The organism is Streptomyces sp. CA-294286, assembly GCF_050947155.1.
In the GTDB taxonomy this organism is placed as follows: domain Bacteria; phylum Actinomycetota; class Actinomycetes; order Streptomycetales; family Streptomycetaceae; genus Streptomyces.
Genome location: NZ_CP192005.1, coordinates 682613 through 704373 on the forward strand (window position 1 = coordinate 682613; position 21761 = coordinate 704373).

The 21761-nt window shown below is 73.3% G+C and carries 18 protein-coding genes; 9 read left to right on the forward strand and 9 right to left on the reverse strand.

The window, feature by feature from the left end:
- Window position 1: 1 nt before the first annotated feature.
- Window positions 2–895, reverse strand: a complete 894-nt coding sequence (locus ACQPZG_RS07830) for an FAD binding domain-containing protein (RefSeq protein ID WP_433545106.1) — start codon at window positions 893–895, stop codon at window positions 2–4.
- 274 nt (window positions 896–1169) lie between these two features.
- On the opposite strand from ACQPZG_RS07830, the gene ACQPZG_RS07835 reads away from it, so the two are divergent.
- Window positions 1170–2876, forward strand: a complete 1707-nt coding sequence (locus tag ACQPZG_RS07835; protein ID WP_433545107.1) for a PucR family transcriptional regulator — start codon at window positions 1170–1172, stop codon at window positions 2874–2876.
- Between the two features lie 199 nt (window positions 2877–3075).
- Window positions 3076–3867, forward strand: coding sequence for a hypothetical protein (locus ACQPZG_RS07840; protein WP_433549302.1), 792 nt, complete (start codon window positions 3076–3078; stop codon window positions 3865–3867).
- Between the two features lie 73 nt (window positions 3868–3940).
- On the opposite strand, the gene ACQPZG_RS07845 is transcribed toward ACQPZG_RS07840, so the two are convergent.
- On the reverse strand, window positions 3941–4720 hold the full coding sequence (locus ACQPZG_RS07845; RefSeq protein WP_433545108.1) for a GntR family transcriptional regulator: 780 nt from the start codon (window positions 4718–4720) through the stop codon (window positions 3941–3943).
- A 139-nt stretch (window positions 4721–4859) separates the two neighbouring features.
- Here ACQPZG_RS07845 and ACQPZG_RS07850 point away from each other — a divergent pair, with 139 nt between their 5' ends.
- Window positions 4860–5735 (forward strand): (2Fe-2S)-binding protein, encoded by an 876-nt coding sequence (locus tag ACQPZG_RS07850; protein WP_433545109.1) that lies wholly within the window; start codon window positions 4860–4862, stop codon window positions 5733–5735.
- Window positions 5736–5998: 263 nt separating this feature from the next.
- Complete coding sequence (locus ACQPZG_RS07855) at window positions 5999–7069, forward strand: DUF2637 domain-containing protein (protein ID WP_433545110.1); 1071 nt, start codon at window positions 5999–6001, stop codon at window positions 7067–7069.
- 47 nt (window positions 7070–7116) lie between these two features.
- Here ACQPZG_RS07855 and ACQPZG_RS07860 read toward each other — a convergent pair whose 3' ends face one another.
- The 3 genes from ACQPZG_RS07860 to ACQPZG_RS07870 form a co-directional block, all read right to left on the reverse strand.
- Entirely contained in the window at window positions 7117–7650 is a 534-nt protein-coding gene (locus ACQPZG_RS07860) for an ATP-binding protein (RefSeq protein ID WP_433545111.1), read from the reverse strand.
- A 193-nt stretch (window positions 7651–7843) separates the two neighbouring features.
- Window positions 7844–9586 carry a pyruvate dehydrogenase gene (locus tag ACQPZG_RS07865; RefSeq protein ID WP_433545112.1) on the reverse strand — a complete coding sequence of 581 codons (1743 nt, stop codon included), beginning with the start codon at window positions 9584–9586 and terminating at the stop codon, window positions 7844–7846.
- A 73-nt stretch (window positions 9587–9659) separates the two neighbouring features.
- A complete protein-coding gene (locus ACQPZG_RS07870; RefSeq protein ID WP_433545113.1) occupies window positions 9660–11120 on the reverse strand; it encodes a protein phosphatase 2C domain-containing protein in 1461 nt (486 codons plus the stop codon).
- Window positions 11121–12717: 1597 nt separating this feature from the next.
- Here ACQPZG_RS07870 and ACQPZG_RS07875 point away from each other — a divergent pair.
- Window positions 12718–13734 (forward strand): helix-turn-helix domain-containing protein, encoded by a 1017-nt coding sequence (locus ACQPZG_RS07875; RefSeq protein WP_433549303.1) that lies wholly within the window; start codon window positions 12718–12720, stop codon window positions 13732–13734.
- 96 nt (window positions 13735–13830) lie between these two features.
- Here ACQPZG_RS07875 and ACQPZG_RS07880 read toward each other — a convergent pair whose 3' ends face one another.
- Window positions 13831–14397: a CGNR zinc finger domain-containing protein gene (locus ACQPZG_RS07880; protein ID WP_433545114.1), complete on the reverse strand. Its 567-nt coding sequence runs from the start codon at window positions 14395–14397 to the stop codon at window positions 13831–13833.
- Window positions 14398–14453: 56 nt separating this feature from the next.
- On the opposite strand from ACQPZG_RS07880, the gene ACQPZG_RS07885 reads away from it, so the two are divergent.
- Window positions 14454–15134 carry an AzlC family ABC transporter permease gene (locus tag ACQPZG_RS07885; RefSeq protein ID WP_433545115.1) on the forward strand — a complete coding sequence of 227 codons (681 nt, stop codon included), beginning with the start codon at window positions 14454–14456 and terminating at the stop codon, window positions 15132–15134.
- The gene (locus ACQPZG_RS07890) at window positions 15131–15448 is read left to right on the forward strand and encodes an AzlD domain-containing protein (RefSeq protein WP_433545116.1); all 318 of its coding nucleotides are present in this window, start codon (window positions 15131–15133) and stop codon (window positions 15446–15448) included. Before ACQPZG_RS07885 ends, ACQPZG_RS07890 begins: the two co-directional genes overlap by 4 nt.
- Here ACQPZG_RS07890 and ACQPZG_RS07895 read toward each other — a convergent pair.
- Window positions 15417–17003 carry an AlkA N-terminal domain-containing protein gene (locus ACQPZG_RS07895; RefSeq protein WP_433545117.1) on the reverse strand — a complete coding sequence of 529 codons (1587 nt, stop codon included), beginning with the start codon at window positions 17001–17003 and terminating at the stop codon, window positions 15417–15419. The genes ACQPZG_RS07890 and ACQPZG_RS07895 overlap by 32 nt on opposite strands.
- 170 nt (window positions 17004–17173) lie before the next feature.
- On the opposite strand from ACQPZG_RS07895, the gene ACQPZG_RS07900 reads away from it, so the two are divergent.
- Window positions 17174–17647, forward strand: coding sequence for a carboxymuconolactone decarboxylase family protein (locus tag ACQPZG_RS07900; protein ID WP_433545118.1), 474 nt, complete (start codon window positions 17174–17176; stop codon window positions 17645–17647).
- A 266-nt stretch (window positions 17648–17913) separates the two neighbouring features.
- Here ACQPZG_RS07900 and rsgA read toward each other — a convergent pair whose 3' ends face one another.
- Together rsgA and ACQPZG_RS07910 are read right to left on the reverse strand one after the other, a co-directional pair.
- Window positions 17914–19029, reverse strand: a complete 1116-nt coding sequence (rsgA, locus tag ACQPZG_RS07905; RefSeq protein ID WP_433549304.1) for a ribosome small subunit-dependent GTPase A — start codon at window positions 19027–19029, stop codon at window positions 17914–17916.
- A gap of 504 nt (window positions 19030–19533) precedes the next feature.
- Window positions 19534–20088 (reverse strand): CGNR zinc finger domain-containing protein, encoded by a 555-nt coding sequence (locus ACQPZG_RS07910; protein WP_433545119.1) that lies wholly within the window; start codon window positions 20086–20088, stop codon window positions 19534–19536.
- 56 nt (window positions 20089–20144) lie between these two features.
- Between ACQPZG_RS07910 and ACQPZG_RS07915 the strand changes: the two genes are divergently transcribed.
- Window positions 20145–21761, forward strand: coding sequence for an MFS transporter (locus ACQPZG_RS07915; protein WP_433545120.1), 1617 nt, complete (start codon window positions 20145–20147; stop codon window positions 21759–21761).

A 21761-nucleotide genomic window follows, 5' to 3' on the forward strand; every position in this document is an offset into this window, starting at 1 on the left:
ATCAAGCAGCTCCTTCGAGGGTCGCGGAGGCGGTGCCGCGGTACTGCTCCCAGGCCCAGCCGAGCGTGCGGCGGGCCATGATGCCCACGGCGTGGCGGCGGTACTTCGCGGTGCCGCGGACGTCGTCGATCGGGTTGCAGGACGCGGAGGCCAGCTCGGCGAACTGCTTGGCGACGGACGGCGGGATGATCTTGCCGCTCTCCCAGAAGCCGCCCTCTTCGAGCGCCGCGTCGAGGAACTCCTCGGCGGTCCTCGCCCGCAGCGGGGTCGGCGCGGCCGATCCGATGCCGGTCCGCACGGTCCGGGTCCCGGGGTGCAGCGCGATCCCGAAGGCGCACACCGCGATCACCATGGCGTTGCGGGTGCCGACCTTGGAGAACTGCTGCGGGCCGTCCGCCTTCGCGATGTGCACGGCACGGATCAGTTCGTCGGGCCGAAGGGCGTTGCGCTTGACTCCGGTGTAGAACTCCTCCACCGGAATCATGCGCGTTCCGCGCACCGACTGCACCTCGACCTCGGCGCCCGCGGAGAGCAGCGCCGGGTGCGAGTCGCCTGCCGGGGAGGCGGCGCCGAGGTTGCCGCCGACGGAGCCGCGGTTGCGGATCTGCGGGGAGCCCACGGTGTGGGCGGCGAGTGCGAGCCCGGGGAGTTCGGCGCGCAGGTGGTCCATGATCTGGGTGTACGGAACGGAGGCGCCGAGGTTCACGCTGTCCCGGCCCACCTCCCACTCCCGCAGTTCACCGATGCGGTCCAGGTCCAGAAGGTATTCGGGACGCCGGTGGTCGAAGTTGATCTCGACCATCACATCGGTGCCACCCGCGATGGGCACAGCGGTCGGATGCTCGGCCTTGGCGGCGAGCGCGTCCTCCCAGCTGGCGGGGCGAAGGAAGTCCATGAGTGGCTCTCTCTTCGTATCGGGGGGCGACTGTCAGGTTGCGTTCTGTTCCGCGCGGCTCCGGGGCCTTCGTTCATGCCCTGTTCACACGGTCGTGGCCTCAGTACACAAGCCGCGGGTGACACGGTGCAGTCACCGAAACCATGAAGGAGTTGGCTGGTCGCCCATCTCGTCTTGTAGATTCGAACGAAAGGCGGGGATCGGCAACCTCTCCGCAGCTCACGGACAACACGATTCCACCCCTGGTACGAGAGAGAACGGCGGCGACACGACGATGCGGCTGCGCGCCCTGCTGGAAACCGATGCGCTGGGCCTGCGCCTGCTGGGCGGCGAGGACGAACTCGACCGCACCGTGCGCGGCGTCATGACCACCGACCTGCGCGACCCGAGCCGCTACCTCTCCGGCGGCGAGCTGGTGCTGACCGGGCTGGCCTGGCGCCACTCCCCCGAGGACTCCGAACCGTTCGTACGGCTCCTCGCCTCGTCCGGCGTAGTGGGCCTGGCGGCGGGCGAGGCGGAGCTGGGCAGCGTGCCGGCGGACCTGGTCGAGGCGTGCGAGAGGCACCGCCTCCCGCTTTTCTCCGTCAGCGAGGCGGTGGCCTTCGCCTCGATCACCGAGCACGTCGTGCGGCAGGTGTCGGGCGAACGGGCCGGGGACCTGGCGGCGGTGGTCGACCGGCACCGACGGCTGATGACGTCGGGACCCGCCGGCGGCGGCCCCGAGGTCGTCCTCGACCTGCTGACCTCCGACCTGGACCTGCACGCCTGGGTGCTCTCCCCCGTCGGCCGCCAGGTGGCCGGCTCCGACGCCCCGCTGCCCGCGGGCGTCGGCCCCGCCCTGGCCGCCGAGCACCTGGCGGCCAGCCGTACGGGCCGCCGCAGCCCGCACCGGATGACCCTGGACGGCACCCCGTACTCGCTGTTCCCGATCCGCACGGCGGACCGCAACGCCGCCGCCCTGGCCGGCACGGCCGCCTCCCGCGACGTCCGGGAGAGCGTCCTGTCGGACTGGCTGCTGGCCGTGGAGGCGGACGCGGGCGACTGGCCGGCCGCCCGTCTCGACCTGCTCCAGGGCGTCACCCAGCTGATCGCCGTGGAGCGCGAGCGCCGCGACGCGGCCCGTACGGTGCGGCGCAGGCTCGCCCAGGAGGTGCTGGAGCTGGTCCAGGCGGGCGCACCGCCCACCGAGATCGCCGCCAGGCTGCGGGTGGCCGCCCCGGTGCTGCTGCCCGGCCTGGGCGCGGCGCCGCACTGGCAGGTGGTGGTGGCGCGCATCGAGTGGGACGGCGGCGCCGTCGAGAGCGGTCCGGCCGCGCAGGCGCTGCTCGAAGAGATCTTGGTCGATCCCACCATTCCGGCCGACTCGCTCGCCGCCTCGGCCGAGCCCGCGGACCGGATAGCGGTGGCGTACAGCGGCGAGGAGGCCATCGCGCTGGTTCCGCTGCCCGCGGTGGCGGCCGACCGGCCGGAGGAGGGCGCGAGCCCCGGTCTGCACGCGGATTCGCTGCTGACCGCCGTGCAGGCGCCGCTCTCGGGCGGGCTCGCGGACGACGGCCGGCTCACCCTGGGGGTCAGCGCCCCGGTGCACTCCGCGGAGGGCCTGCGCGGCGCGCTGGAGGAGGCCAGGCACGCCCGCCGGGTCGCCGCCGCCCGTCCCGGCCGGGTCGCCGCCGCGGGTCATCACGAACTGGCCTCGCACGTGCTCCTGCTCCCCTTCGTCCCCGACGACGTGCGCCGCGCCTTCACCGCACGCCTCCTGGACCCGTTGCGCGACTACGACCGCAAGCACCGCGCCGAGCTGATCCCGACCCTCGAAGCGTTCCTCGACAGCGACGGCTCCTGGACGCGCTGCGCGTCCCGTCTCCACCTGCACGTCAACACGCTGCGCTACCGCGTCGGACGGATCGAGCAACTGACGGGCCGTGACCTCTCGCGACTGGAGGACAAATTGGACTTCTTCCTGGCCCTGCGCATGAGCTGACCCGACCTCACCCCCTCGCGACGGGCCGACGGAGTCCCCTGCTTTGTGAAAAAATTCACCCGGCCTCTTGGCCCGGTGCGTCAATCCGTGCTGTGATGCGCACGACCGGACGTCCGAAGAACCATCCGTAGGACATCCGCACGGTTCTACTTCACAGCTCAATGGCGCGCTCGGGGAGGGCAATGTGGCGGACACCGCCATGTCTGGTTCCGGTACGGAGTCCGACTCGGAGTCGGCGGGGGCTTTCGAGGGGGGAGGCGGGCCGCTCCAGACCGCGGTGTGGCGGTTGCGCTCCCGCGGCTGCTGGACGGACGCCGCGGCCCTCCTGGAGGCCCGTTCCGGGGCTGCCGCCGCACTCCAGCGCGCGGCGCTGCTCGTGGAGCGCTGTCTGTTCACCGAACAGGGGTGGCCGGAGGCGGAGGAGGCGCTGCGCAGCGCCGAGGCCCTCGCCGGGGACGACGACGAGCGCGGCGGGGCGGCCTGCGAACGCGGCCATCTCGCCTACGCGTCCACCGTGTTGGGCGTACGGGACCGGGCGGACGAAGCCCGGTCGGCGCTCGGCCGGGCCGCGGCCCTGCTGCACCCCCACTCCGCCAACCGCCCGCTGCTCGACTTCCGGCGGGGCCTGATCGCCGAACACCTCTCGGACTCCCCGCAGTCCGCGCGCGCCGCCTACCGTCGCGCCCACGCGGGGGCCACCACCCACCACAAGCCGCTGCTGCTCTCCTTCACCTGGCGGCACCTGGCCGGACTGGCCCTGCGCGAAGGGGAGTTGGCCGAAGCGCGGCACGGGTTCGCGGAATCGCTGCGGATACGCGAGGAACTCGGCTACCTCGTGGGCACGGCGCCGGCGCTGGCCGCCCTCGCGGACGCCGAGCCCGAGCCGGAGGCGACGCGGCTGCGGGCGGAGGCGTCCCGGCTGTTCCACCTGCTGGACGGGGTCCCGACCTGGCTGGCGTCGCAGCTGTCGCCACCGGCCGCGGCGGTCTGAACCCGTTCGGGTGGACTTCGCGGGCCCGGGGGCCGTTCAGGGGCACGGGCGCCCGCACGACCGGTCCGCGCCCCTACGGCCGGCCGCCGCCCGCGAAGTGTTCTCGTACGAGTGACTCCACGACGGGCAGGTCCTGGTCGATCAGGGCTTCCAGCAGCGCCGTGTGCTCGGCGGCGTCCGCCACCAGCTCCGCCCGGCCGCCGTCGCGCGCACCCGCCGACGGCCATTGCGCCCGCCGGTGGAGGTCGCCGGCGGTCCGCACGAGCTGCGCGTTGCCGCTGAGGCCGAGCACCGCGCCGTGGAAGGCGCGGTCGGCCTCCGCGTACGCGGCCCGGTCACCCCGGGCGGCCGCCATGGTGGTGGCAACGGCGTGCGGGCGCAGACCGCGCCACTGCGCGGCCTCCACGGTGCGGGCGAGGGCGAGCATGGTCGGCACCTCGATCAACGCCCGCACCTGCGCCAGGTCGGACAGCTCGGCCTCGCCGCGTTCGGCGATCCTGAACCCGCGGTTGGGGACCACCTCCACCGCGCCCTCCAGGGCGAGTTGCTGCATCGCCTCGCGCACGGGAGTGGCGGAGACGCCGAAGCGGGCGCCGAGGGCGGGGCCCGAGTAGACCTCACCCGGGGCCAGTTCGCCACTGACGAGGGCGGCACGCAGCGCGTCGAGGATCTGGCCGCGCACGGAGTGCCGGACGAGGCGGGCCGTCGCCGGGCGGGGAGCGGCGGGCGTGCCGTGGAGGTACTCCCCGTGTGCCTGCGGGGCCCGCGACCGGCGGTCGCCACGGGCCTGTTCGGGTACCCGTTCCGCGGCCGGGGGGTGTGCGGCGGGGGCGTGTCGCCGGGGCTGCTCCACCTGGTCCACCTCCGTTGTGCGAGTTCTCGTGCGTCTGGGGCAGCCTAGGCGGCACGTCCCGCAGTTCAAACCCGGGAATGATCGGGTAAGGTAAGGCTTACCTGCACACGACCCAAGATTCGATTCGGTGGTCCCCTGCATGACCGTCCCCGCCCTGCTCCCCTCCGGCGCAGCACGCCCGCCCGCCGCGTCCGCCGTGGCGGACTCCTACGCGCGCCTGACCGAGGTCTTTCCCTCACTGGTCGTGCGGGAGCTCGCGGAGGGGGAAGCGGCTCCGCGCGGCGGCGGCTGGGTCGGCGCGGACGAGCTGTCCGCCGGGGGTACCGCCCTGGACGCGTTTCTGGCCTGGGACAACGCGCAGGTGCTGCGGGACTACGGGCAGCAGGCCCGCCCCGACGTGATCGCCAGTTTCGGCCTGCACCGGTACGCCTGGCCCGCCTGCCTGCTGATCACCGTGCCCTGGTTCCTGCACCGCAGGGTGCCCAGGACGCCGGTCTCCCAGGTCGCGTTCCAACGGGTCCTGGGCCGGATGACCGTACGGGTGGAGGAGTTCGCGTGCCTGCCGGGGGATCCGGCGGCGGCACTGCCCGGCGCGCGCGTCGTGCCCGACGAGGAGGCGCTGCGCGCGGAGGCGCGGGACGCGCTGGCCGAGCACCTGGAGCCGGTGCTGACGGGTTTCGGGCCGCGCATGCGACGGCGGGCGCACGCCTTGTGGGGCATGGCGACGGACGAGATCGTCGAGGGCCTCTGGTACGTGGCGCACCTGCTCGGCGAGGAGCAGCGGGCCATGGCGGAGCTGGAGCTGCTGCTGCCCGGCGCGACGGCCCCCTACCGCGCCGCCGCCGGCTTCCGTGAGCTGACCGGCCCGAACGGCGAGTCGCTGCCCACCCGGGACCGCGCCACCTGCTGTTTCTTCTACACCTTGCGCCCCGAGGACACCTGCACCACCTGCCCCCGGACCTGCGACGCGGACCGGGTGCAGAAGCTGCTCGCGCAGGCCGTAACCTCCGCATGATCGCCACGCCACCCGTTCGGGTGGCGTGATTCGAACCCAACTCCGCAGAGGGGTTTGGCAGTTCGAACAATCGCCACCTTTCCGCATGACGCGGAGTCCCGTTGGCGTTCTCTTGTCCCGAAACCCCTTGTGCACCTCGCGACGTGGGCCAATATGTCGCCGGAACGCACCGAGCGCGATCCGCGGTCCGCACTCCGTGGGCTGTCTCTTGGACCGTCTCCACGGACGTGGTCGCCGCTGCGCTGACGCAAAGGGACTCCGCAATGAGAATGACCGACATATCGCTGGACTGGCTGCTTCCTGCCGTCGTGATGATCGCGGGTGTCCTGGCGGCCGTCGCGGTGATCGCGCGCGGCAAGCGCGCGGGCGCGAAGGCCGGCGCGAGCAGCGAGGACTCGTGGGAGCGCAGCGAGGAGCGGCGCCGAAGGAAGGAAGCCTTCTACGGAAGCGCCTCCTACGTACTGCTGTTCTGCTGCGCCGCCGTGGCCGCCGCCCTGTCCTTCCACGGGCTGGTCGGTTTCGGGCAGCAGAACCTGAGCCTGTCGGGCGGCTGGGAGTACCTGGTTCCGTTCGGGCTCGACGGAGCCGCCATGTTCTGCTCCGTGCTCGCCGTACGGGAGGCCAGTCACGGGGACGCGGCGCTCGGTTCGCGTCTACTGGTGTGGACGTTCGCCGGAGCCGCGGCCTGGTTCAACTGGGTGCACGCGCCACGGGGGTTCGGGCACGCCGGTGCTCCGCACTTCTTCGCCGGCATGTCGCTGTCCGCGGCGGTTCTCTTCGACCGCGCGCTCAAGCAGACCCGCCGGGCGGCACTGCGCGAACAGGGCCTGGTGCCGCGCCCCTTGCCGCAGATCCGCATCGTCCGCTGGCTGCGGGCGCCCCGAGAGACCTTCGGGGCCTGGTCGCTGATGCTGCTGGAGAACGTACGGACGCTCGACGAGGCGGTCGACGAGGTGCGTGAGGACCGGCGGCAGAAGGAGCAGAACCGTCTCCGCAGGCGGGAGCACGAGAAGCTGGAGCGGGCGCAGCTGAAGGCCATCAACCGTCAGCACCGCGCCTGGGGGCGGGGGCGCGGCGGTCGGCAGGTCGACGTGCCGGCTCTGGGGGCGGGCGGACCGGGCTCCCCGCCGCATGCGGTCGCGGAGCCCGCCATACCCGAGCCGGGACAACTGCCGCTTCGCTCCCGGCCCTCCCTCCAGGCCGTGAAAGGCGCTGGGACCAGGGGAGTTGAGACGAGGACCGTCGATCTGACCGCCGAGGACGACACCCAGGCCCTGCCTCGGCTGGACTCGCTGGAACAGAAGCTCAAGGACCTTGAGCAGCAGTTCGGTTAGCCGGTCGGGCAGGTCCGCCCACACGGACGCGACGGGGGTTCGGCCGGTCACTCACCGGCCGGATCCCCTTCGAGTTCGAACCACACCACCTTGCCGGCACCGTGGCCCTGCATCCGTACGCCCCAGGCGTCGGCGAGGGCCTGTACGAGGAACAGTCCGCGGCCGTGCGTGCTGCCGTCGGGTTCCGTGTCGGCGAGCAGCGGCTCGGGGAGTTGCTCCAGCCGGTCGCGCACCTCGACCCGCAGCCTGCCGGCGGCCAGTGCGGCCGTCACCTCCGCGTCGCCCTCGGTGTGGATGAGGGCGTTGGTCACCAGTTCACAGGTGAGCAGTTCCGCGATGTCGGCGCGGCCGGGACGGCCCCAGCACCGCAGCAACTCGCGCAGACCGTGCCGGACTTCGGGCACCGCCGTCAGGTCGGCGTGACCCAGCCTCCGGCGCAGCCCCGCCGTCTCGTACCGTTCGCCGCACTCGGCCGCCGCCTGGGCGAGCGCCCTCGCGTCCGCGTTGGACGCCCGCGGGTCCCCCGCCGCCGCGCGTCCGTGCACGACCGGCCCGGCGCCGACCGGATACTGTCTCGTCATAACCCCCACCCGCACACCCCGGTTCGACCCTTTCGTCTCGAACGCCCTCACGGAATGGATGCCCCGCCGGGGAGACACCACGCATGTCCGGCGGGGGCTGTGTGAGTACCGGGTGCCGGGTTTCGCCCCATCGCCCGATGCACCGCTGCCGTTCCCGGCGTATCGATTGCGGGGACGGGGGGCGTACGCGGGCTTACGGGCGGGGAACGTTGCGCAGGTTGGAACGAGCCATCTGGAGCATCCGTCCCACGCCGCCGTCCAGCACCACCTTCCCCGCGGACAGAGCGAAGCCCTTCACCTGGGCGACCTTGATGTGCGGCGGGATGGACAGCGCGTTGGGGTCGGTGACGACCTCGACGAGGGCGGGGCCCTTGTGCCGGAAGGCGTCCTTCAGAGCACCCTTGAGCTCCTTGGGCTTCTCCACGCGCACCCCGTGCGCACCGCAGGCGCGGGCCACCGCGGAGAAGTCCGGATTGTGGTTGGTGGTGCCGAACGAGGGCAGTCCGTCGACCAGCATCTCCAGCTCCACCATGCCGAGCGAGGAGTTGTTGAAGAGGACCACCTTCACCGGCAGGTCGTACTGCACGAGGGTGAGGAAGTCGCCCATCAGCATGGAGAAGCCGCCGTCGCCGGACATGGAGACGACCTGACGGCTCCGGTCGACGAACTGGGCGCCGATGGCCTGCGGCAGGGCGTTGGCCATCGAACCGTGCGAGAAGGAGCCGATGACGCGGCGGCGTCCGTTGGGGGTGAGGTAGCGGGCCGCCCAGACGTTGCACATGCCGGTGTCGACGGTGAACACCGCGTCGTCGTCGGCGAGTTCGTCGAGCACGGAGGCCACGTACTCGGGGTGGATCGGGGTGTGCTTCTCGACCTTGCGGGTGTACGCCTTGACCACGCCCTCCAGCTGGTCGGCGTGCTTCTTCAGCATCTTGTCGAGGAACTTGCGGTTGCTCCTGGGCCGTACCCGCGGGGTCAGGCAGCGCAGCGTCTCGCGGACGTCGCCGCAGACACCCAGGTCCAGCTTGCAACGCCGCCCGAGGTGCTCCGGACGCACGTCCACCTGGACGATCTTCGCGTCCTTGGGGAGGAAGTCGTTGTACGGGAAGTCCGTGCCGAGCAGAATCAGCAGGTCGCACTCGTGCATGGCCTCGTACGCCGCGCCGTAGCCGAGAAGTCCGCTCATGCCGACGTCGTACGGGTTGTCGTACTGGATGAACTCCTTGCCGCGCAGCGCGTGGCCCACCGGGGCCTTGATCCGCTCGGCGAACTCCATCACCTCCGCGTGCGCGCCCGCGGTGCCGCTGCCGCAGAACAGGGTGATCTTCTGCGCGTCGTCGATCAGCGCCGTCAGCGCGGCGATGTCGGCGTCACCGGGCCGCACGACGGGACGCGAGGTGATGAGCGACTGCTCCTGGGCCTCCTCGGCGACCTGCTCGCCGGCGACGTCGCCGGGCAGGGAGACCACGCCGACTCCGCCCCTGCCGACCGCGTGCTGGATCGCCGACTGGAGGACCCGGGGCATCTGCTTGGGGGTGGAGATCAGCTCGTTGTAGTGGCTGCACTCGTCGAAGAGCTTGTCGGGGTGGGTGGCCTGGAAGAAGTTCAGGCCGATCTCGCTGGAGGGGATGTGCGAGGCGAGCGCCAGCACCGGGGCCATCGAGCGGTGCGCGTCGAAGAGGCCGTTGATCAGGTGCAGGTTGCCGGGCCCGCAGGAACCGGCGCAGGCCGCGAGCTTCCCGGTGATCTGGGCCTCGGCGCCTGCGGCGAAGGCGGCGGTCTCCTCGTGCCGCACGTGCACCCAGTCGATGGCGTCGTTGCGGCGAATGGCGTCCACGACCGGATTGAGACTGTCGCCGACGACCCCGTACATGCGCTGGACGCCCGCCTGCACCAGGATGTCGACGAACTGCTCGGCCACCTTCTGCTTCGCCATGACGCGGCGCACCTCTCCGTAGGTAAATAGGACAATCTTCCCGCTCCTGCCCATCAACCCACGAAAGATGCGCTCATGCCTCCCAGGCGGCCACCGCCGTACGGTCGTCGGCGTACCCCTTGACCCGGAGCGTCACGTCCGCGAGGTAGGCGGCGAGGCCGGGGGGGTCCTTCCTGGCCCAGCGTTCGGCCAGCTCGTCGGCGAACGCGCTCTCGCCGCGCAGTGGCTCCGCGAGGCCCGCGCTGCACAACAGGAGCGTGTCACCCGACCGGGCCACCGACGCCCGGAACCGGAAGGGGGAGGTCGGCGGGACGGTGTCCACGTGCGGTCCGGGGTGGGTGGGGATCCCCAGGTCCATGGTGAGCCGGTCGCCCTGCCCGGTCACCTCGGGTGTGCCGTGCAGCGGCGTCTCGTCGACCGGCGCGGGGGCCGGCACGGAACCGAAGCCGACCACCGGTTCGCCGACGAGCGCGTCGGGGCGTGGTTCCGGAGGCTCTATGTCCTGCCAACGACCGTCCCGCAGCCGCAGCAGGCCGCCTCCGCCGACGCCGAAGAAGACCCTGGTGCGGCAGTCGGGGTCGGCGGGAAGGAGCAGGCAGCGCAGATCGGCGGTGTGTTCCTCCGGTTCCAGACCGAGTTCCGCTGCGCGGGCGCGCAGCTTGCCGAAGGTGCGGTCGGTGAGGCGGTGCAGACCGGACTTGAGATCGCCGCGCCGCCCCGCCCCGATGTCCTCGGCCAGCCGCGCGTGGCTGCGGCCGACCGATCCGGCGATCCAGCGGCAGGCGTCGGCGGCCGCGAGGTGCGCTCCCTCGGCGGCCCGCGCACCGCTTGCGACCGCGACCAGGACGAGGGCGCCGCGGCCGTTGCCGAACCGGGCGGTGAGCAGTGCGTCCCGCCGGAGTTCGCCGCGGTAGCGGGCGGAGTCACCGCGCACGGAGGCGGCCCGCAGGGTGTATGTCCCGTACTGCGCGCCGTCGAGCACGGTGTCCGCGACGAGGCTGCCCAGGTCCTGCGGGTCGGCGAGGGGAAGGGCGGTCGGCTCGGCCTCGTAGGTGGGCGGGCCGTCGCCGATGTGCGTGACGGAGGGACGGTCGGGGGTGGTGGGGCGCTGGGGGGAGGTGGGGCGGCCGGTCGGCTTGGCGGCCGACGGCGTCCCTGGAGGCTCTCCCGGCGGCTCCCAGGCCGGGTAGGACGTGGGAAGCGGCGGTACGTGGCGCAGCGAACGCCCCTTCGGCCCGGCGCTGATGCGGGGGTCGGGGGCGGCGGGCGACGGGTGCGGGGGCAGCGCGGCCTCGGGTTCCGGGACGGAGGACGGCGCGACCGCGGGTTCCGGGACGGAGGACGGCGCGACCGCGGGTTCCGGGACGGAGGGGGCCGAGGCGGAGGGGGGCGCGGACGGAGGCGAGGACGCGGGAGGGGGTGCGGCCGGGGGCCGGGTGGGGGCCGTCTGTGGGGTGGGGGGTCCGATCTCGTCGGTCGCACTCGTGCGCGGGGCCTCGTCCGTCCCCTGCGTACCGGCGCCCGGGGCAGGCACGTTCGTGCGTGGTTCCGGGAACGGGGCCCGCCCCCGGCCTTCGGTCGGTTCGTCCCAGAGGGGGCGGGTACGACGGGCTCCGCCCCCCGCTCGTACTCCGGGAGCCCCGGGCGGCCCCGGGGGCGACGGCGGCGGACCCCACGTGGCCGAAGAGGACGCCTCGGGCTCCGGGCGTCCGGACGACGCCGTGAAGCCGGACCCGGAGGCCGGTCCTGCACCGCCGACGGGCGGGCCCGGGGGCGACGCCGGGGGCGCCGGAGGGACGTGCGGCACTCGGGACGTCCGGGGAGTCACGGGCGGGGAGGATGTCGCAGGCCCGGGGGGTGCGGCGGGCGCAGGGGGTGCGGTCCATTCCGCCGTACGGTCGGACGCGGGGTCCGTACGGTCCGACGGGGGGTCCGTGGCCTCCGACACGACATCCGTACGGGCCGACGCCGCGTCCGTAGGGGCGGGCACCGCATCCGTACCGGCGGGCGCCTCGTCCGGACGGGCGGATACCGCGTCCGCACGGGCGGGCACCGCATCCGTACCGGCGGGCACCGCATCCGTACCGGCAGGCACCGTATCGTCGCCGCCCGGAGTCGGAGGCCGTCCCGAGGCTGGGTCCCGTGCGTCGCGGGGGGAACGCGATGCGTCGCGGGGGTCGGCTTCGTGGGGCGGTTCCGGCTCCAAGTCGCGTCCAGGGCCAGGGATCCGCGCAGTGGCGGGGATCTGCGTGGAGGCGGGAACCTGCGCGCAGGCTGGGCCCGGCGTCTGTGCCGGGGCTGCCGGGCCTGCCGGGGCTGTCGTGCCCTGCTCATGTGCGGTGGTGGCCGGGGTCGGCTCTCCCCCTCCGTCCCCTCCGTGCGGATCCGCTCCCTTCTGCCGACGGGGAGTCGGAAGCCAGGCGTCCCACTCCCGCGTGGTGGGCCCGGACGCCTCCTGCCGCATGCCCTGGGGGTGCGGGCCGAGGGTACGGGGTGCGCCTCCGGGATCCGGCGGCTCCCACGAAGCCGGGGGGCGCGGGGCGCCGACAGGCGGGGTGTCCCGAGCGTCCGGAGGTGGTGCCGCCGGTGCGATCGGCGTGGAGTCGAAGTGGTCGTCGAGCGTGTCGGGTGTGCGGGTGGGCCCCGTGTCCGGGGCCGACTCGTCGTACAGCCGGTCCCACCAGTCGTCCTCGGCGTGCGTGCGCCGCTCCCCCTGCTGACTCATGCCCCTATTGTCCACCGCTGAGGCGATTCGGAAACGGGGCGGGAGGAAAAAAGACGCTCCGGCGACGAGCCTGCCCGCGCGGGCACGCTCCCGACGTCCCTCTCGGCCCACGGAGGTCAACTGCCGTGCGGCGCGCGCGCATCGCGGGGGCGGGCCACTCGCGTGGTGTCGGATTCGACGCGTGCGTGCGTCAGTTCGGATCCGGACGAACAGCATCTCGATGGCATCCCGACGGCCGCCCACGGGGTGCGTAGTCGCGCCGACGGGAAGGCGCTGGTGACAAAGGGGCAGGTGGTGCGTGGATGATGTGCTGAGGCGGCTTTGCGCCGTGGCTCATTCCCGCCACAGTGCGGCGCGAGGCAGGGCCGGCCACGGTGCGGTGCGACGGAAAGAGGTGGGTTCTGAGGTGCTGGGCGCGATAGGACTCGACGAGGCGGCGGAAGCGACGTACCGGACGCTGGTCGCGGTCGGGTCGGCCGAGGTGGCCGACCTGGCACACCGGTTGGGCGTGGGCGCGGCCGAAACGGAGCGGACGCTTCGACGGTTGGAGCGACAGGGCCTGGCCGCCCGGTCCGTCTCCGGCGCGGAAGGCTGGCTGGCGACGCCGCCCGGTGTCGCGCTCGGCGCTCTGCTCACCCAGCAGCGGCACGAACTGCGGCAGGCGGAGCTGGCGGCGGCGCTGCTGGCGGAGGAGTACCGGGCGGGGGCGGTGAAACCGGCGGTGCACGACCTGGTGGAGGTCGTGGTGGGGGCGAGCGCGGTGGCGCACCGTTTCGCCCAGTCTCAGTGGGGGGCGGCGGAGGAAGTGTGCGCGCTGGTCACCGGTCGGCCGGTCGTCGTGTCCGGCCGGGAGAACGTGGCGGAGGAACGGACGGCGGCGCGCGGGGTGCTGCACCGGGTGGTCCTGGAGCGCGGTGCACTCGAACTTCCGGGTGGGGTAGCGGAGTTGGCTGCGGCGCTGGGGCGTGGCGAGCAGGTCCGGGTGGTGGACCGGGTCCCGACGAAGCTCCTCGTCGTCGACCGGACACTGGCCATGGTCCCCCTGACGGGACGGGACGCGGAACCGTCGGCGCTGGTGGTGCACGCCAGCGGGCTGCTGGAGTCGCTGACGGGACTGTTCGAGGCGGTGTGGCGGGAGGCGCGCCCGGTGCGGCTGGGGCCGGGCGGCGACGGCTGCGACGTCTTGGCGGGCGGGCCGGACCCGGTGGATCTGAGGATCCTTTCACTGCTTCTGGCGGGCATGACGGATGCGAGCGTCGCCAAGCAGCTGGAACTGGGGTTGCGGACGGTGCAGCGGAGAGTGAAGGGGCTGATGGAGACGGCGGGGGTGACGACGCGGCTGCAACTGGGGTGGCAGGCACACGAGAGGGGATGGGTGGGGCGAGAGGTCTCGCGTACGCCGGGAAGCAGTGGCGGCACATAGGCGGCAGTCGCGGCCCCCGCGCGGTTCCCCCACTCCCCCGCGACGACTCCGAGCCCGTAGCCGGGCCGCCCCGCAGGACACCCTGGCGCACTCGGCCTACCCGGACGGGGAGTGAGCCCGTCCCCGACCCTTCGCGTAATGGCGTCGTGCGCGGTCCCGATTGCCGCAGTCGGCCGAGCTGCACCAGCGGCGGTTGCCGCCACGTGTGCGGTCCAGGAAGAACCAGCCGCAGCCCGGCCCCTCGCACCGGCCGATCCGGTCGACCGAGGGACCGGACAGCAGTTCCTCGGCCCGCAGCGCGAGGGCATCCGTCAGCCCCGCCGGTTCCCGGCGCAGGGGCAACTCTGCCGGTACATGGGCATATCGATGTGCCGACAGAACCATGCGGCGGAAAACCTCCCAGGCTGCGGACGGCAGCGGCGCGCGTTCGGTGTGGGCGTCCAGGATCTCCCCGAGCACCGCCCGGAGCCGGATCAGGCCGTCCGGATCGGACCCTACGAGTGCACCGAGACCGGCCCGCGCCGCCCAGGCACGCCACTCCTCCGGGCCCGACACGCGGTCCGCGCGACGCGTCTCGTCGGTACGCCAGGCAACCGTGTTGACGAGGTCGAGAGCGGGGTGCCCAGCGAGGAACTCGGTCTCACTGAATGCAAGTTGGGCCATTCCGGTACGATACCACTCTAACGCTCCTCAGCGATTTAGCTTGTTAGACTCTGTGGATGAGCGATTCACCTCGCGACCGGTTCCGGGCCGGTCTGCGCATAGGCGCCGGTTTCGCGGCCGCCTCCTTCCTGCTCTCCGTCTCCTTCGGCGCGGTCACCCAGGCCCAGGGCTGGGGCGTCGTCGTGCCTGTCGTCTGCTCGGCCGTGGTGTTCTCGGGCTCGGCCCAGTTCGCCTTGGTCGCCTCCCTGTCGACCGGGGGCCTCGGCACGGCGGTGGCCGCCGCGGCAATGATCAACAGCCGTTTCCTGCCGATGGGCGTGGCCGTCGCGGGCGACCTGCGCGGGGGACGGTTGCGGCGGGCCTTCGAGGGCCAGGCGGTGGTCGACGCGTCGTGGGCAGCCGCGCACCTGGGCGGCGGCCGGTTCGACCGGCTGTTGATGTTCGGGGCGACGGTCGTGCAGTGGCCCGCCTGGGTGGCGGGCACTGCTCTGGGTGTCGTGCTCGCCCCGGACTCCGCCCTCCAGCACACGCTCGGGCTGGACGTTCTCGCCCCGGCGCTCTTCGTCGCCCTGCTCCTGGACGAACTGCGCAAGAGTCGCGCCAACCGGCTGCCGGCCGCGCTGGGCGCCGTCCTCGCCGCCGGCCTGATCGCGTTCCTGCCCACCGGTCTCGCCCTGGTCGGCGCGGGCGCCGCCGCCCTCCTGGGGCTGCGGCGCACAAAGGGGGCGACGGCGTGAGCGCGACGACGCTGTGGGCCGCCGTCGCGGCGGTCGCCCTGATCAGCTTCGCGTTCAAGGCGGTGGGCCCCGCCGTGCTCGCCGGGCGCGAGCTTCCCGCGCGGGCGCGCACGGTGATCGCGCTGCTCGCACCGGTTCTGTTGGCCGCCTTCGTCGTGGTGGGGATCGCCGGGCCGGGCTGGTCGGGCCTCGACGTGGCCGTGATCGCGGGCCTCGGCGCTGTCGTCGTTCTGCGGCTGTGCCGCGTGCCGCTCCTGGCGGCGCTGGTGGGGGCCGTGCTCGTCACCGCGCTCGTGCGGGCGGCGGGGGGCTGAGCAGGTCCGTGTCCGGGGGCGCGGTGTGCCGTGCCCGCAGGTTCGCGGGTGCCGCATTCGCTGCCCCTGCGCCCAGGGGCGCCGCACCCCGGGCTCCCGCGACCGAGGTCCCGGTCGCGTCCGGGTTGCCGGCGTCCGGGCGCCACGGTCCCGGTGCTTTCGCGGGCGAGGTCCCGGCAGCGTCCAGGGGCTCGCGGAGGTGGGCGGTCGCGTACGAGCGCCAGGGCCGCCAGAGGTCGTCGTCCGGGCCGCCCGGCAGGAACACGTCCGGGTCGCCGAGTGCCCGCATCCGGATCAGAGCGACGGTGCGGGCGTCCAGGCCCGGGACGGCGGCCAGGGCGCGGGCCGCTTCCTCCCGGTCGGTGCCCGGGTCGAGCCGTACGGCACGGGACACGAGGGCCTCGGCCAGCGGACCCGCGTCGGGCTCACCGGTGAGGGCGTCCGGGCGGGGGAAGAGACGGTCGAGGGCTCCGCAGGGGTTCGGCAGGGTGTCCCCGTACGCCTCGACCAGTTCGGCGGCGCGGTCCCGCCCGATGCGCAGCCGCAGCGCGCACTCGTCCGGGTCGGCCGCGCCGGGGGAACGCAGCCCCGGGCGGGCTTCGACCCGGCGGGCGAGTCGCGGGTCCGCGCCGAGCCGCTCGTCGACGGCGTACGGGTCGGCGTCCAGGTCGAACAGGCGGCGCAGGCGCTGCACGGCGGTGGTGAGGTCGCGCAGGTCGGTGAGGGAGAGGCGGGCCGCCAGCCAGCCGGGGTGGGCGGCCTCCTCGACGGCGACGAGGCCGGTGCCGTGCGGGAGGCGCAGGGTGCGGCGATAGGTGCGGGCGTCGGGCTCGCCCCGTACCTCTTCGATGCGCGGGACGGCCTCGCGGGCCAGGAGGTCGAAGGTGGCGCGTGCGTCGTAGGGGCCGCGGTAGGCGAGCCGCAGCGGAATGCCCGCGGACAGCTCCGCGGCGGGCGGGGCGAGCCGGGTGCCGGACTCGGTGCGCAGCTCGGTGGGTGTCCGTGCGTAGGTCCTGCGGAGGGTGTCGTTGAACTGGCGCACGCTGGCGAAGCCTGCCGCGAAGGCGACGTCCGTGACGGGCAGGGCGGTCGTCTGGAGCAGGAGGCGTGCGGTGTGGGCGCGCTGGGCGCGGGCCAGGGCGATGGGCCCCGCGCCCAGCTCGGCGGTGAGCTGGCGCTGGACCTGCCGTGCGCTGTAGCCGAGCCGGGTGGCGAGGCCGGGGACGCCCTCGCGGTCCACCACCCCATCGGCGATCAGCCGCATCGCCCGGCCCACCGCGTCGGCCCGTACGTTCCACTCCGCGGACCCGGGCACCGCGTCCGGGCGGCAGCGGCGGCAGGCCCGGAAGCCGTCGCCCTGGGCGGCGGCGGCCGTGGCGAAGAAGCGGATGTTGCGGCGCCGTGGGGTCACCGCGGGGCAGCTCGGGCGGCAGTAGATGCCGGTGGTCGTCACCGCGAAGAAGAACACCCCGTCGAAGCGGGCGTCACGGCTGCTGACGGCTTCGTACCGCATGTCCTGCCGGTTGTCCGTCCGGGTGTGCGGCTCCACGCTCATGCCTCCAGTGTGCGTCCGCGGAGGGCACCGGGCTCGCGGGATTCGGACGCCGAGGCCGCGGGCGGCCCCGGCGTGACCCGCCTCACACCGGACGGCGTCACACTTCCGCGCTGCGACCCGTCATAGGGGTGTCGGCACAGGGTCACCACCCCAAGGAACGGGAGTTCGTCATGGAAGCTCGTCTCAACCTCTTCGGCAGCCCTCTCGCGGGCAAGCTCATGAAACACATCGGGTCGGCGGGCAAGGTCGTCTCGGACTCGGCCCTGCCCGCTGCCACCCAGGAACTGGTGAAGATCCGCGCCAGTCAGATCAACGGGTGCGGCTTCTGCACGGACATGCACACCAAGGACGCCGCCGAGGCCGGTGAGACCGCGACGCGTCTGCACCTGATCGCGGCCTGGCGCGAGGCCACGGTCTTCACGGACGCGGAGCGTGCCGCGCTGGAGCTGACCGAGGAAGGCACTCGCATCGCCGACGCCGGCGGTGGCGTCTCGGACGAGGTATGGGCGCACGCCGCCAAGCACTTCGACGAGGAACAGCTCATGGCTCTGGTGTCGCTCGTCGCCCTCATCAACGCCTACAACCGGGTGAACGTCATGATCCGGATGCCCGCGGGCGACTACCGGCCCGGCCAGTTCGGCTGAGCGCACGGAGACGTGGAAGAGGCACCGAGTACTCCCGGTGCCCCCGTGCGGCAAGGCGGAAGGGGTTACCGAGTACTCCCGGTGCCCCTTTCCGCCCGCCCTGCCGCACGCGGGCAGCCGGGCAGGCGAGGGTGGCCCCCGTACGCGGGCCGCCGACGGGCGAAGGCGGCCCGTGCCGTACGCGGGCGACCGACGAGGCAAAGGCAGCCCCCGCCGTACGCGGCCGGCCGGCCGGGCGAAAGCGGCCCGTGGCCTGCGCGGCGGTGCTACCGGATCCTGCCGCCGCGCTTGGCCGCCATGTTGGCCCGGCCTTCGGAACTCCTCTGCTTCCAGCCGCGCAGCATCTCCTGACGCAGCCGCGCGTCGGTCTTGGCGACGATGCGCTGGTTCTCGCGCATCAGCTTGCGCCAGCTCTCCAGCCGGCGCTCGGGCAGGCTGCCGTCCTCGATCGCGGCGAGGACCGCGCAGCCCGGCTCGGCCACGTGCCCGCAGTCGTGGAACCGGCAGTCCTGCGCCAACTCCCCGATCTCCGCGAATACTTGGTCGACCCCGGACCCGGCGTCCCACAGCCCGACACCCCGCAGCCCCGGCGTGTCGATGAGCACTCCCCCGCCGGGGAGGGCGAGCAGGTTGCGGGTGGTCGTGGTGTGCCTGCCCTTGCCGTCGATGTCGCGGGTGGCCTGCACCTCCATGACGTCCTGCCCCAAGAGGGCGTTGGCCAGAGTGGACTTCCCCGCGCCGGAGACGCCGAGCAGCACGCTCGTACCCCCGGCGACGACCGCCGTGAGGGCGTCGAGGCCCGCACCGGTGACGGAGCTGACCGGCAGCACCTGAACGCCCGGCGCGACCGTCTCGACATCTTCGACGAGGTACGAGAGCCCCGTGGCGTCCGGCACCAGATCGGCCTTGGTGAGGACGACGACGGGCATGGCTCCGGACTCCCAGGCCAGTGCGAGGAAGCGTTCGATCCGGCCGAGGTCGAGTTCGACGGCCAGCGACACGGCGATGACCGCGTGGTCGACGTTGGCCGCGAGGATCTGTCCTTCGGACCGCTGGGAGGAGGTGGACCGTACGAAAGCCGTACGCCGAGGCAGCAGCGTACGGATCAACTGCGGGTCACCGGTGGGCTCGACGGCGGCCCAGTCGCCGGTGCACACGACGCGCAGCGGGTCGTGCGGGGTCACCAGCACGGTGTCCGCGCGGATCAGCCCTTCGGTCGTGACGACGTCGGCCTGACCGCGGTCCACCCGTACGACCCGGCCGGGCATCAGGCCCTGCTCGGCGTACGGGGTGAACTCGGCTTCCCACGCGGCGTCCCAGCCGTACGGCTGGAGCGGGTGCGCGGACAGGTCGGAAACCTGGGAGTGCTCGTGCAAAGGCAGGAAAGACAAGGGGGAACCCTTCGAAACAAGGGCGGCCCCGGCACCGCGCTCGGTCGGCGCGGAAGGAGAAGTGGTCAGCCGGAGGCCACGGAGGTGGAGTGGACGAGCCTTCGAGTGCACGCAGCACTCACCATGACGACAGCCATCGGTCACACCTCCTGCCTGGAACAGCTGACTACCGGCGACTCTCGGCCGCCGGAGGAACGTGGCACACCCTAGTCACGGCCCCGAGCGGTGCGCCAGCTATTTTCCCGGGCCCCTTTCGCGGGCCCCGTTCCGGGCCTCTTCCCGAGCCCCCGGCGACCGAACTGGCGCCGCGGCGACGGCATTTTGGACGCACGGGCGTGAACGAGGAAGCCGACGTACTTGCGGGTGCGGGCGCGAACGAGGGACCCGGGGTACTTGGGGGTGCGGGCGTGAACGAGGGACCCGGGGCACTCCCGGTGTGCGGGCGCGCGCGGGAAGAAGGCGGCGGAGACGACGGCATGTCCGCGGGCATACGCGTCACCCCCGGCGCGTGACCGGCTTCGAGGTCCGCCCCCGGCGGTGCGCCGCCACCCGCTCCCTGGTCGCACAACGACGGGAGCAGTAGCGGCGCTCCGGGCCACTGCCGTGGGCGAGGTAGACGTTGCGGCAGGAGGCGGCGGCGCAGACCCCGCCCGGCGCTGCGTGGCGGTCCCAGAGCAGGATCGCCAGTGCGAGGCAGGAGGACGCGAGGAACCACTCGCCCCACGGGGCGTCGTCGTCGCTGTCCAGGTGGGGGTGCCAGTCGGTGGTGCCGGAGTGCGAGGTGAGGCGGAAGCGCCCCCGGGTGCGGGCCAGCAGCCCGTTGAGGACGGCAGCCGCCTCGTCGAGTCCGGGGGCGGCGAAGACCTCGCGCAGGAGAAGGGCGACCGCGCGCAGCTCCGCAAGGTCGCTCTCGCCGAGTTCCAGGGGGCCCGCCTCACCGTGTTCCCGAAGCACGTCGGTGACGGACGCGAGCAACGCGACGCCTTGGTCCTCGTCGCACAGCACGTTGACAAGAGCTGCGGTCCGCCGGGCGGTGTTCATCGAGAGCATCCGCAGAATGTAACGCAACTAGCGAGACTTTGCGTTACCTGCGTACCGTCCTCGCCATGCTGAAACGTCACCGCGGGGAGCCGGTCGGGGCCGTGCGCCAACTCAGGGAGCGGGTCGGGGCGGTGCGTCACCGCACGGAGCGGTTCGGGGCCGTGCGCCAACTCGGCGAGCGGTCCGCGGCGGTGCGTCACCTCAGCGAGCGGTCCGCAGCGGTGCGCTACCTCACCGGGGCCACCGCCGCCCGCACCGGAGACGACATGTCCGGCCCGGCCGTGCTCCTCCTGGCCCTCGCGGTCACCGGTTCGACCGCAGCCGCGTCGTCCCTGCTGGCAGGGCTGACGATCGCGGCGGCGGCGGGCGGGCCGGTCTTCGGGGTGCTGCTCGACAGAACCCGCCGCCCCGGCCGGCTGCTCGCCGTCGCGCTCGGACTGTACGCGGCGGCTCTCCTCGTCGTCCTGCTGCTCCTGGGGCGCGCACCGGTCCCCGTCGTCGTCCTGGTCGCGGTGGGAGCGGGACTGTTCGGTCCCGCACTGTCGGCCGGGTGGACGTCGCAACTCCCCCTGGTCGTCGAGGAGGAGGGCCTCGGCCGGGCCAACGCACTGGACGCGTCGACGCTCAGCGTCGCCGGGCTCGTGGGCCCCGCGCTGGCGGGCGGGGTCGCGGGACTGGCCGGGGCCTCCGCGAGTGTCGCCGTGTCGGCGACACTGATCCTGACGGCGCTGCCGGTGGCCTGGACGCTGCCGGGGTCCCGTACGGCAGTGCCCGGCTCACGACCGGCAGCCGGGGAAAGGGTCCGCGCAGAAGACGGCCGCGCGGCGGAGACCCGCACAGAAGACGGCCATGTGACGAAGTCCCGTACGAAGGACGGCCGCGCGGCAGCGACCCACGTCGAGGACGCCCACACGCCAGCACCACCCCTGGAAGACGCCCGCGCGCCAGCGGCCCTCGCGGGAAGCGCCCACGCGCCCGCACTTCCGGTCGAAAACGCCCGCACGGAAGGCACCCCCGGCCGTCCCGTGCCCGCACGGTCCGTCCTCGTCGACCTGGCGGACGGCTTCCGTGCCGTCGGGCGCAGTCGTCCACTCGCCCGTGCCACCGCGGCCTCGGTCCTCTCGTGCACCGGCGAGGGCGTCTTCGTCACCGTCGCCCCGCTGCTCGGCGCGGTCGCCCTGGGCGGTGCGCACCACGGTGCGCTGATGCTGTCAGGTACCGCGCTCGGTGCGCTCGCCGCCAATGCCGTACTGGCCGGGCGGCCTCGGCTGGTGCGGCGGCCCGACCTCGTCATCGCGCCGAGTGCGCTCGTGGTCGGCGTCGCATGTCTCCTTGCGGCGACCCTGCACCCGGTGGCGGTCATCGCGGCAGGGGTGCTGGCCGGAATCGGAGCGGGGCCGCAGCTCACCGCGTTGTTCGCGGTGCGCCACCGGGAGTCGCCGCCGCTGCTGCGCGGCCGGGTCTTCACCACGGGCGCCTCGCTCAAACTCACCGGTTTCGCACTGGGCGCGGCCCTGGCCGGTCCGCTCGCCACCCGGTCGGTGCCGGTGGCACTGCTGGTGGCGGCCGGGTTCCAGGGAGCGGCTGCGGCGTGCGGCGCCCGCGTACGGATCCGCCTCGGACGTGCCGTAAGGCTTTCGTCATCGGTTGATCATGGCCGGAAGCAGCGGTCCCGCAGTTGA